Origin of the sequence: Actinotalea sp. C106, assembly GCF_023630195.1 — a bacterium.
Taxonomy (GTDB): domain Bacteria; phylum Actinomycetota; class Actinomycetes; order Actinomycetales; family Cellulomonadaceae; genus Actinotalea.
Map to the genome: position 1 here is coordinate 1 of NZ_JALPKN010000098.1, position 10718 is coordinate 10718.

Below are 10718 nucleotides of genomic sequence, written 5' to 3' on the forward strand. Positions count from 1 at the left end.
GAGCTCCTCACCCCCGCCGCGGAGCACCGCGGCCCCGAGGCCCAGGCCTGCGAGGAGCCCCGCTCCGCCGTCGTTGGTGGCCGACCCCCCGAGACCGACGACCACGCGGGAGACGTCGAGGTCGAGCGCGGCCCGCAGCAGGAGGCCGAGTCCGTACGAGGAGCTCCGTCCCGGATCGCGCCGCCCTGCCGGCACCAGGTGCAGACCGATCGCGTGCGCGGACTCGACGTACGCGGTCCGCCCTCGCTCCCCCTCGACGAGCAGGACCGCGGCCGGTGCCGGCTCGCCGAGGGGGCCGGGGACCGTGGTCGGCACGAGCTCGCCGCCCAGCCCACGGCGCACGGCCTCGAGGAAGCCTGGACCGCCGTCGGCCAGCGGGAGCAGCACGACCTCGTCGTGCGGGGCGCCACGACGCCAGCCCTCAGCCATCGCCTCAGCGGCCTGCGGAGCCGTGAGGGTGCCGGTGAAGCAGTCGGGAGCCACGAGGATGCGCACCTCGCCATCCTGCCCCAGCCCGACCCCGTGGGACCGACGCCGTGGGCTCGGTGGGCACCGTGTGGGATCATCGTGGGGTGAGCGCCGTCGCCCCTCCTCCGTCCTCTCCCGGCTTCGCCGAGCCCGCACCCTCGGCCCTCCTGGAGCTGCTCGGGAGCCCCCGGGACCTCACCTCCGAGCGAGGTGTCGAGTGCCCCGGCGACCTCCCGGCCCCGAGCGATCCTGACCTGGTCGAACGCGCCCGCGTGGCTCGGGCGGCCCTCGGCGACCGGGCGTTCGTCCTGGGCCACCACTACCAGCGGGACGAGGTCATCGACTTCGCGGACGTCACCGGGGACTCGTTCAAGCTCGCCCGTGAGGCGGCCGCCCGCCCCGAGGCCGAGTTCATCCTCTTCTGCGGCGTGCACTTCATGGCCGAGTCGGCCGACATCCTCACCCACGAGAACCAGGCCGTCGTGCTTCCCGACCTCGCGGCTGGCTGCTCGATGGCCGACATGGCAGCGATCGACCAGGTCGAGGAGGCCTGGGAGGTCCTGGCCGACGCCGGGATCGCCGACCGGACCCTGCCCGTCACCTACATGAACTCCACCGCTGCCATCAAGGCCTTCACCGGCCGGCACGGGGGCACGGTGTGCACCTCCTCCAACGCTCAGGTGGCGCTGCGCTGGGCCTTCGACCAGGTGGGTGGGGTCGATGGGGACGGCAAGGTGCTCTTCATGCCCGACCAGCACCTCGGGCGGAACACAGCAGTCCTCGAGCTCGGCCTCGACCTCGAGGACTGCGTGGTCTTCGACCCGCGCCGGCCCGGTGGTGGCCTGAGCGAGGCCGAGCTCGAGAACGCCCGCATGATCCTGTGGCGCGGGCACTGCTCGGTGCACGGCCGCTTCTCGACGCAGAACGTGACCGACGTGCGCGAGCGGGTGCCGGGCGTCAACGTGCTGGTGCACCCCGAGTGCAAGCACGAGGTGGTCACCAGCGCGGACCTCGTCGGCTCGACCGAGTTCATCATCCGCGCCCTCGACGGGGCCGAGCCGGGCTCCTCCTGGGCCATCGGCACCGAGCTCAACCTGGTCCGCAGGCTCGCGGCTCAGCATCCCGAGCTCGACGTGCACTACCTGGACTCGACGGTGTGCTTCTGCTCGACGATGAACCGCATCGACCTGCCGCACCTCGTCTGGGCCATGGAGTCGCTCGTCGCGGGACGGACGGTCAACCGCATCGTCGTCGACCCCGACGACGCCCACTGGGCCCGCGTGGCCCTGGACCAGATGCTGGCGCTCCCAGGGCTCTGACGTGGCGACCGAGAGCCCGCTCTGCATCGGCGTCCTCGTCTTCGACGACGCCGAGGAGCTCGACGTCGTCGGGCCCTACGAGGTGCTCACGGCCTGGGCCGGGCTCTCAGCGCTGCGCCCCACGGTCACGACCTTCTCGTACGACGGAGCCGGGGTACGCCTCGCCAAGGGGCTTCGCGTGGTCCCCGACGCCGGGCGTGAGGACCTCGACCCGATGCACGTCCTGGTGCATCCCGGCGGGGACGGCACCCGCCACCTGGTCCAGGACGCCGCCCATCTGGCGTGGTTGCGGGCCGTACGTGCGACGACGCCCCTCATGGCCAGCGTGTGCACCGGGGCTCTCGCCTACGCAGCCGCCGGCCTGCTCGCGGGCCGCCCAGCGACGACGTACTGGAAGGCCTTCGACGAGCTCTCGAGGATCGACCCGAGCGTGCTGATCGACACCGAGGCACGGTTCGTGGACGACGGCGACGTCGTCACCTCGGCGGGGGTCTCGGCCGGGATCGACATGGCCCTGCACCTCGTCGCGCGCCTGGAGTCGGTCGAGGTCGCGCGCGAGGTGCGTCGCGCGATCCAGTACGACCCGGCTCCCCCGGTCTGACCCGCGCGACCGACCCTGCGCACACCACCCGCCGAGGTCTACCTCCGGTCGCACCCCTGGGTACCCTCCCGGGATGACCCGACAGCTCCAGCTGGCCCTCGTGACCACCCGCCCGCGCCGCGCCGTTCCCGGGCTGGGGATCCTCGACGTCTCGGTCACGCGGATGCGGGTACGCCCGGGGGACCTCGACTTCTACCTGCACGTCAACAACGGGGTGTACCTGCAGATGATGGACGTCGCCAGGAGCAACCTCCTCGCCGACCTCGGCGCCGTCGGGCTGCTGCGGAGTGCGCGCTGGTACCCCGTGGTCGCCGCCTCGACCATGACCTACCGACGTTCGCTCCAGCTGGGCGACCGGTTCGAGATCCGCACCCGGGTGCTCGGCTGGGACGAGCGCGTCGTCTACCTCGAGCAGACCTTCGTCCGCGGTGAGGACCCCGTGGCGCGGGGGCTCGTGGCCGGGCGCTTCCTCGCCCGCTCGGGCGAGCGGGTCCCCGCCCCCGAGGTCGCAGCTCTCCTCGGGGGCGGGGGGAGCCCTCAGCTCCCCGACGACCTCATGACGTGGGCGCGGTCGGTCGACGTGGCCCACCGAGGCGGCTGAGCAGCAGGGCCTCGGCCAGCACGACCTTCTCGAGCTCGGCGAGGTGCACCGACTCGTCCGCCCCGTGGGCGCGGGAGTCAGGGTCCTCGACCCCCGTCACCAGGATCGCGGCCTGCGGGTAGACCTCGAGCAGGTCCGCGATGAAGGGGATCGAGCCACCGACGCCGATGTCCACCGGCTCGGTGCCCCAGGCGTCGGCGAAGGCCCGCCGGGCCACCTGCATCGCGACCGAGTCGGTCGGGGCCTGGAACGGCTTGCCGAGCTCGCCGTCGTGCACGGTGACCTGGGCGCCGAACGGGGCGTGCCCCTCGAGGTGGGCACGCAGCGCGGCGGCCGCCTCGACCGGGTCCTGGCCCGGAGGGATCCGCAGAGAGAGCTTGGCCCGGGCCCGAGGCGCGAGGGTGTTCGACGCCTCGGCGACCGAGGTCGCGTCGATCCCGATGACCGACAGCGCGGGCTTCGTCCACAGCCGACCGGTCAGGGTCCCGGACCCCGCGAGCCGGACGCCGGGGAGCACCGAGGCGTCAGCACGCAGGTCCGCCTCCTCGTAGTCGACCGTGGGCTCGGGGGCGGCGGCGAGGCCCGCGACGGCCACGTCGCCGGCGTCGTCGTGCAGGGTCGCCAGGAGTCGGGCGAGCAGGGTCGGGGCGTCGAGGATGGGGCCGCCGAACATCCCGGAGTGGACGGCGTGCTCGAGCACCGCGACCTCGACCTCGCAGTCGACCAGTCCGCGCAGGCTCGTGGTGAGGGCGGGGACGCCGACACGCCAGTTGGTCGAGTCCGCGACCACGATCACGTCGGCCTCGAGGAGGTCGCGGTACTGGGTCAGGAAGTCGGCGAAGCTGGGTGAGCCCACCTCCTCCTCCCCCTCGACGAAGACCGTCACGCCGACGGACAGCTCGTCGGCCAGCACCCGCAGGGCGCCAAGGTGGGCCACGACCCCGGCCTTGTCGTCCGCCGCGCCCCGCCCGTAGAGCCTGCCCTCGCGCTCGACCGGCTCGAAGGGCGGCGTCGTCCAGGCCGAGTCGGCACCCGGGGGCTGCACGTCGTGGTGCGCGTACAGCAGCACGGTCGGAGCCCCCGCAGGCCCGGGACGTCGTGCGACCACAGCAGGGGCGCTCTGCCGGCCGTCGGCGCCGGTCGAGGTGAGCACCTGGACCTCGGGCAGCCCCGCCCCCTCGAGCAGTGCCGCGACGGCCTCGGCGCTGCGCCGCACGTGGGCCTTGTCGAAGGCGGCGCTCGAGACGCTGGGGATCCGCACGAGGTCCTCGAGGTCCCGGCGCAGGGCCGGGAAGGCCTCACGCACCCGGGTGCGCAGGGTGTCGGTCAGGTGCTTGTCGTCAGGTGTGCTGTTCACGGCGTCCACGCTACCGGCGGGCTCGACTACCCTGGGCCCGTGTTCTCCCGCCGCCGTTCGAACCCCGAGCCCACCCCTGAGACCTCTGAGGAGCCCGCCGAGGTCCCCGGGATGGTCCAGAAGAAGGGGCGCCCCACGCCTCGACGCAGCACCGCCGAGGCCGCCCGCAAGCGTCCCCTGGTCCCGACCGACCGCAAGGCCGCGGCCCGGACGCAGCGCGCGGCCGCCCGCGAGCAGCGGGACCGCGAGTACAAGGCGATGCAGACCGGGGACGAGAAGAACCTGCCGCTGCGCGACCGCGGGCCGGTCAAGCGGTGGATCCGCGACTACGTCGACGCCCGCCGCAACCTCGGCGAGTACTTCCTCCCGGTGGCGCTGGTCATGGTGTTCTCGACCTTCGTGACGGCCAACAACATCACCGCCGGCATCGTCGTGATCATGGTGCTTTACCTGGTCGTCGTCGTGACCATCGCCGATGCCTTCATCTTGTCGCGGGTCCTCAAGCGTCGCCTGAACGCCCGCTTCGGCGAGGCCAAGGTGCCGCGGGGATCGCTGATGTACGGAGTGCTGCGCGCCTTCCAGATCCGCCGCACCCGGCTCCCCCGCCCACAGGTCAAGCGCGGTGAGTACCCGGTCTGAGGGCCCTGCCTGGCCTGAGGACGCCTCAGCGGTCGAACCGATTCGAGGCGAGGCATAGGCTGAGGGCATGAAGCATCGATACCTCGGCAGCAGCGGTCTCAAGATCTCCGAGATCGCCTACGGCAACTGGCTCACCCACGGCTCCCAGGTCGAGAACGACGCGGCCACGGCCTGCGTGCACGCCGCCCTCGACGCGGGCATCACCACCTTCGACACCGCCGACGTCTACGCGAACACCGTCGCCGAGAGCGTCCTCGGCGAGGCTCTCGCCGGTCAGCGGCGCGAGTCCCTCGAGATCTTCACCAAGGTCTACTGGCCCACCGGCCCCCAGGGGCCGAACGACGTCGGCCTCTCCCGCAAGCACATCATGGAGTCGATCAACGGCTCGTTGCAGCGGCTCGGCACCGACTACGTCGACCTCTACCAGGCCCACCGCTTCGACACCGAGACCCCGCTCGAGGAGACGATGCAGGCCTTCGCCGACGTCGTCCGGCAGGGCAAGGCGCTCTACATCGGCGTCTCGGAGTGGACCGCCGACCAGATCCGCGCCGGGCACGCCCTGGCCAAGGACCTCGGCGTCCAGCTCATCTCGAACCAGCCGCAGTACTCGATGCTGTGGCGCGTCATCGAGGGGGAGGTCGTGCCGACCTCGGCCGAGCTCGGCGTCTCGCAGATCGTCTGGTCGCCGATCGCCCAGGGCGTCCTGACCGGCAAGTACAAGCCGGGCGAGGCCCTGCCGGAGGGCTCGCGTGCGACGGACGCCAAGGGCGGGGCCCGGATGATCGACCGGTTCATGAACGACGAGGTCCTGGGCGCCGTGCAGCAGCTGACCCCGGTGGCAGCCGAGCTCGACCTGTCGATGGCCCAGCTCGCCGTCGCCTGGGTGCTGCAGAACGAGAACGTCGCTGCCGCGATCATCGGCGCGTCCCGGCCCGAGCAGGTCCACGAGAACGTCGCGGCCTCGGGCGTGACGATCCCCGCCGAGCTCATGGCGCGGATCGACCAGACCCTGGCCGCGGTCGCGGTCACCGACCCGGGCAAGACCGCCGAGAACGCCCCGGCGGGCCGCCCGGTCTGAGGTTCGTCGCCGGCTCAGCGGCCGGTCAGCGCTGCGGTCCCCGTGGTCCTGACCGGTCGCGGGCCGGTGAGTGCCGTGAACCGCGGCAGGAGCAGGTGCACGATGAAGCCGATGGACGCGGCGTAGGCGAGGGTGCCCAGGCCGACCGTCCCGCCCAGGGCCCAGCCCGTCGTGACCACCCCGATCTCGATCCCGGACCGGACCCACCGCACCCGCCAGCCGGTCCTGGCGACCAGCCCCGTCATCAGACCGTCCCGCGGGCCGGGTCCCAGACGGGCCCCGATGTAGCAGGCGGTCGCGACGCCGTTGACGACGATCCCGCCACCGGTCATGAGGATCGCGCCCCACAGCGGCAGGTCACCCAGCAGCCCGGCCAGCGCCAGGAACGGGTCCACGAGCAGTCCGATGACGAGCACGTTCGCGACGGTCCCGATGCCGGGGCGCTGACGCAGCGGGATCCAGCAGAGCAGGACCACGAGGCTGACGACGATCGTCGCGGTCCCCAGGCTCCACCCCAGCCGACGGCCGATGCCCTGGCTCAGCACGTCCCAGGGCATGTTGCCCAAGGACGCGTGCACGAGCATCGCGATCGACGCCGCGTACAGGACCAGCCCGACGACGAGCTGGGTGAGACGGACTGCCGGGCGCTCCACGCTCCTCACCGTAGGTCCTCGAGGGACGTCCCGGCCGCCCACGCGAGGTGGGACTGCGGCGGACGGCGCCGGCCGTAGCCATCTCCCCGGACGACCGCCCCGAGCGCGACGAGCAGCGTCAGGAGCAACCAGCAGGCCACTAGGAGTACCACTGAAGGGATCATGTCTCTATCCTCGGCACAGGTGGCCTGGTGATCCATGGCCACCTGAGGGATAGTGGCCTCGTGATCCACGCAGGCGGCCCGATCGACCGACGCATCTCCGGCCCCGGGCTCGCCCGGGTGCTGGGGCGCCTATCCACCGCGGGGCCCGGGTACACGGCCCTCGCCGAGGCGATCCGGCGCGCAGTGCTCGACGGCGCTCTGCCGCTGGGGACCAGGCTGCCCAGTGAGCGAGAGCTCGCCCAGACCCTCGGGCTCTCCCGCACCACGACCGGGGCCGCCTACCAGCGCCTGCGCGATCTCGGCCTGCTGACGACGCGTCGAGGCTCTGGCAGCGTGACCACCGTGCCGGAGGGCCTCACCGCCGGGGGTGTCGGCCTCGTCATGACGGCCAGCAGCGAGGACGGTCCGGTCGACCTGACCATCGCCGCTCCTCCGGCACCACCTCAGCTGCACGGCGCCGTCGAACGCGCCCTCGAGGCACTCCCGGCGCACACGACGGGGCACGGGTACACCCACCAGGGCCTGCCCGCCCTGCGCACGCGGATCGCCGAGAGGTACACCGCCCGCGGGACGCCGACCACCCCGGACCAGATCCTCGTCACCAACGGCGCGCAGCAGGCCATCAGCCTTCTGCTGGCTGTCACCGTCGGTCCCGGGGACCGGGTCGTCATCGAGCAGCCCAGCTACCCCAACGCGGTCGGGGCCGTGCGTGGCTCCGGGGCCCGACCGGTGCCGGTCCCGGTCGGGCCGGCGGGGCTCGATCTCGACCTCCTCGACGCCACCGTCCGCCAGGTGGCCCCACGCCTGGTCTACCTGACGCCCGACCACCACAACCCCACCGGGACGAGCCTGGACGACGACGGACGAGGACGTGTCCGGGAGATCGCCGGGCGTCACCGCACGCTGGTCGTCGCCGACGAGACCCTCACGGACCTGACCATCGACGGCCCACGACCGGCGAGCATCAGCGGCCCGTCCGCCGGGGCGAACCTGGTCGCGGTCGGCTCGGCGTCCAAGACGTTCTGGGGCGGCCTGCGCGTGGGCTGGGTGCGCGGACCTCGCGAGCTCGTGACCCGGCTCGCGACCGAGAGGTCCCGGTACGACATCAGCACGGCCCTCCTGGACCAGCTCGTCACCTGCGCCCTGATCGACGTCGAGGAGGAGGTACTCGCGGCCCGCCTTCCGCTGCTGCGCACCCAGCGCGACACGCTGCTCACCGCGGTTCGCACCTCCCTCCCCTGGCAGGTCAGGACCCCTCCGGGCGGCCTGTCGGCGTGGGCGGACCTCGGGGCACCGGTCTCCTCGGCCCTCGCGGCGGTGGCCCTGCAGCACGGCGTGCGCATCGTCCCCGGGCCCACGTTCGGGGTCGACGGCGCGCTCGAGTCGCGTCTGCGGCTCACGTTCAGCCAGGAGCCCGAGGTGATCGAGCGGGGAGTGGCCAGGCTGGCCGAGGCGTGGGCGACGCTGGGGCTCGCCGGGGACGCCGGCCACGAGCGCGCCCTCACCCAGACCGGTGCCGCCGTGATCTAGGCCGTGGGCCTACCCGTGGCGCGGGCCGGGGACCAGTGCCACCGGGGCGGCGACGGCCCCACCCTGGTGCTGCAGCCGGGCCGCGCGGACCTCCTCGTCCACGAGTCGCCGCCAGTGCTCACCGAGCCAGGACTCGGCGTCGAAGCGGCTGGTGAAGGCCGGGCTGAGCGGGCGGTCCAGCTCGGACCCGTCGTCGTCCAGGAACACCCAGCCCCACTGCGGGCGGGTCACGGGGTCGCTCCGGCGGCCAGCGCACGGTGCACGTGCGCGGCCCAGAACGGGCCCTCGTAGACCAGTCCCGTGTAGCCCTGGACGAGGTCGGCCCCAGCCTCGAGGTAGGCCTGCGCGTCCCGCCCGGAGGTCACTCCCCCCACGCCGATCAGGGTCGGGGTCGGCCCGAGGCGGTCCCGGAGGCGGCGCGTCACCTCCAGGCCGCGCGCCAGGAGCGGCGGTCCGGACAGCCCGCCCTCGCCGTAGTCGTGCGCGATGGTCGTGTTGACCGCGACCACGCCGTCGAGCCCGAGCTCGGTGACCAGGTCCGCGACCTCGTCGATCTCCTCGTCCTGCAGGTCCGGGGCGATCTTCACCAGGAGCGGGACCCGTCGGTGCCGCGGGGTCGCCCCGTCCGCCGCGGCGCGCACCGCCTCGAGGATGGGGCGCAGGTGCTCGACCGACTGCAGGGCACGCAGACCAGGGGTGTTGGGCGAGGAGACGTTGACCACCAGGTAGTCGGCCACCGGGGCGAGCAGCGCGGCGCTGGTCGCGTAGTCGCTCGCCGCCTCGGCGTCCGGGGTGACCTTGGTCTTGCCGATGTTGACCCCCAGCACGACGTCGCGGCCCCACCCCGTCCCGCGCAGGCCTCGCAGCCGGGCTGCAGCGACCGCCGCACCGGCGTTGTTGAAGCCCATCCGGTTGCGGACGGCGTGCTCGTCGAGCACCCGCCACAGGCGTGGTCGGGGGTTGCCGGGCTGGGCATGCGCCGTGATCGTGCCGACCTCGACGAAGGCGAACCCCAGGGTCGTCAGCCCACGGACACCGACCCCGTCCTTGTCGAACCCTGCCGCCAGGCCGAACCGGCCCGCGAGCCGTCGTCCGAAGACCTCGACCTCACCCCCCGGGGGCGGGGCGCACGAGCGCGCCAGCAGGTGCCGGGCCCCCGGCACGGCGGCCGCCGCGCGGATCGCCGCGAAGCCCAGGTGGTGGGCGCGCTCGGGGTCGAGGCGCCGCAGGACGTGGGTGAAGAGGAGGCGGTACACGCGCGCCAACCTATCGCCGTGGCTCGGCGGCGACAGGGGACGTCCGGCGCAGCCAGAGCAGCCCCAGCACCGGCAGCACCAGCGGCACGAACCCGTAGCCCGCGCCGAAGGTCGACCACACCGTCGGCTCGGGGAACAGCGACGAGGCCAGGACCGAGAGGGCGCCGACGACCACCACGCCGACCATCTCGATCGTGACCGCGCCCCAGGCGACGCGTCGCGCCCGGGGACCCGTCCGTGCGAGGGCCAGGGTCGCGACGACGTACACGAGGGCGGCGAAGGCCGAGAGCAGGTAGGCGAGCGGGGCGCGCTCGAGGTCCCGCAGCACCTGTACGAGCGAGCGGGCCGTCGCGGCGACGGCGAGCAGACCGTAGACCGCGACGAGGGCACGCCCGGCCCCCGAGGTCACCCGTGGCTCGCTCACAGGCCCACCCACACCTGGAGCAGGCGGTACTGCAGGAAGGCCACCGTGGCGGAGGCGACCACCAGCACGACCGAGCTCCACCGGGTGCGCTCGGTGAAGGCCCAGACCGCGGCGATCGGCAGCACGAGCAGCGTGGTCACCAGGTACCCCCAGTACGTGACGGGGTCGGCGGGCCCGTCACCCGCGGCGGTCGCCGCGAGACCGAGCGCCACCTGGACCACCAGGACCGCCTCGATCACGGCACCCGTCAGGAGCTGCCGCAGGATCACCGGACGGTCGGTCAGGGCCCGCCATCCTGCCCATGCCGCCAGGCCGAGGCACAGGAGGCCGACGAGCAGGAGGAGAGGGATCCACACCCCGCGAGGATACGACCCCGACCGACCCGCACGGCCCGGCCGCCACCCGCCCTCGACCGTTAGCATCGTGCGGTGACCTCCCTGAACCTGACATCCAAGGACCCTGCCCGCCTCGACGTCGACGTGGTGGTCGTCGCCGTCGCGCGGACCACCTCGGGAATCGAGGTGCTCGGCGAGGCCCTCCCGCCCACCACCGCCCGCGAGCTCGTGGCCGCGGCGCAGGGCCTGGGGCTGACCGGCGCTGCGGACTCGCTGCACCGCCTGCCCAGCCG

General features: G+C 73.2%; 14 protein-coding genes and 1 pseudogene. 7 read left to right on the forward strand and 8 right to left on the reverse strand.

Annotated features, from left to right (window positions below):
* Positions 1-495: glycerate kinase (locus tag L0B03_RS08540; RefSeq protein WP_250445387.1), on the reverse strand; the 495-nt coding region annotated here is incomplete at its 3' end.
* Between the two features lie 77 nt (positions 496-572).
* Here L0B03_RS08540 and nadA point away from each other — a divergent pair.
* The 3 genes from nadA (at position 573) to L0B03_RS08555 (ending at position 2989) form a co-directional block, all read left to right on the forward strand.
* On the forward strand, positions 573-1787 hold the full coding sequence (nadA, locus tag L0B03_RS08545; RefSeq protein ID WP_374204921.1) for a quinolinate synthase NadA: 1215 nt from the start codon (positions 573-575) through the stop codon (positions 1785-1787).
* Between the two features lies 1 nt (position 1788).
* A complete protein-coding gene (locus L0B03_RS08550; protein WP_250445388.1) occupies positions 1789-2388 on the forward strand; it encodes a DJ-1/PfpI family protein in 600 nt (199 codons plus the stop codon).
* A gap of 73 nt (positions 2389-2461) precedes the next feature.
* Positions 2462-2989: a thioesterase family protein gene (locus L0B03_RS08555; RefSeq protein WP_250445389.1), complete on the forward strand. Its 528-nt coding sequence runs from the start codon at positions 2462-2464 to the stop codon at positions 2987-2989.
* On the opposite strand, the gene L0B03_RS08560 is transcribed toward L0B03_RS08555, so the two are convergent.
* Positions 2943-4346 carry a dipeptidase gene (locus tag L0B03_RS08560; protein ID WP_374204922.1) on the reverse strand — a complete coding sequence of 468 codons (1404 nt, stop codon included), beginning with the start codon at positions 4344-4346 and terminating at the stop codon, positions 2943-2945. The two genes, L0B03_RS08555 and L0B03_RS08560, sit on opposite strands and share 47 nt — an antisense overlap.
* A gap of 39 nt (positions 4347-4385) precedes the next feature.
* Between L0B03_RS08560 and L0B03_RS08565 the strand changes: the two genes are divergently transcribed.
* Both L0B03_RS08565 and L0B03_RS08570 read left to right on the forward strand, forming a co-directional pair.
* Complete coding sequence (locus L0B03_RS08565) at positions 4386-4985, forward strand: DUF3043 domain-containing protein (protein ID WP_250445390.1); 600 nt, start codon at positions 4386-4388, stop codon at positions 4983-4985.
* A 67-nt stretch (positions 4986-5052) separates the two neighbouring features.
* Positions 5053-6063 (forward strand): aldo/keto reductase family protein, encoded by a 1011-nt coding sequence (locus L0B03_RS08570; protein ID WP_250445391.1) that lies wholly within the window; start codon positions 5053-5055, stop codon positions 6061-6063.
* Between the two features lie 14 nt (positions 6064-6077).
* On the opposite strand, the gene L0B03_RS08575 is transcribed toward L0B03_RS08570, so the two are convergent.
* Both L0B03_RS08575 and L0B03_RS08580 read right to left on the reverse strand, forming a co-directional pair.
* Positions 6078-6716, reverse strand: a complete 639-nt coding sequence (locus tag L0B03_RS08575; protein WP_250445392.1) for a hypothetical protein — start codon at positions 6714-6716, stop codon at positions 6078-6080.
* 5 nt (positions 6717-6721) lie between these two features.
* The gene (locus L0B03_RS08580) at positions 6722-6880 is read right to left on the reverse strand and encodes a hypothetical protein (RefSeq protein WP_250445393.1); all 159 of its coding nucleotides are present in this window, start codon (positions 6878-6880) and stop codon (positions 6722-6724) included.
* Positions 6881-6940: 60 nt separating this feature from the next.
* On the opposite strand from L0B03_RS08580, the gene L0B03_RS08585 reads away from it, so the two are divergent.
* Positions 6941-8410 carry a PLP-dependent aminotransferase family protein gene (locus L0B03_RS08585; protein ID WP_250445394.1) on the forward strand — a complete coding sequence of 490 codons (1470 nt, stop codon included), beginning with the start codon at positions 6941-6943 and terminating at the stop codon, positions 8408-8410.
* A 9-nt stretch (positions 8411-8419) separates the two neighbouring features.
* On the opposite strand, the gene L0B03_RS08590 is transcribed toward L0B03_RS08585, so the two are convergent.
* From L0B03_RS08590 to L0B03_RS08605, 4 genes are read right to left on the reverse strand one after another with little or no spacing between them, the layout of a single operon-like run.
* Positions 8420-8641: a hypothetical protein gene (locus L0B03_RS08590; RefSeq protein ID WP_250445395.1), complete on the reverse strand. Its 222-nt coding sequence runs from the start codon at positions 8639-8641 to the stop codon at positions 8420-8422.
* Positions 8638-9666 carry a quinone-dependent dihydroorotate dehydrogenase gene (locus L0B03_RS08595; RefSeq protein ID WP_250445396.1) on the reverse strand — a complete coding sequence of 343 codons (1029 nt, stop codon included), beginning with the start codon at positions 9664-9666 and terminating at the stop codon, positions 8638-8640. The genes L0B03_RS08590 and L0B03_RS08595 overlap by 4 nt, the downstream gene beginning before the upstream one ends.
* 10 nt (positions 9667-9676) lie before the next feature.
* Positions 9677-10090: a hypothetical protein gene (locus tag L0B03_RS08600; protein ID WP_250445397.1), complete on the reverse strand. Its 414-nt coding sequence runs from the start codon at positions 10088-10090 to the stop codon at positions 9677-9679.
* Complete coding sequence (locus tag L0B03_RS08605) at positions 10087-10446, reverse strand: hypothetical protein (protein ID WP_250445398.1); 360 nt, start codon at positions 10444-10446, stop codon at positions 10087-10089. The genes L0B03_RS08600 and L0B03_RS08605 overlap by 4 nt, the downstream gene beginning before the upstream one ends.
* Before the next feature lie 72 nt (positions 10447-10518).
* Here L0B03_RS08605 and L0B03_RS08610 point away from each other — a divergent pair.
* Positions 10519-10718: pseudogene (locus L0B03_RS08610) on the forward strand (leucyl aminopeptidase); the annotation flags it as partial.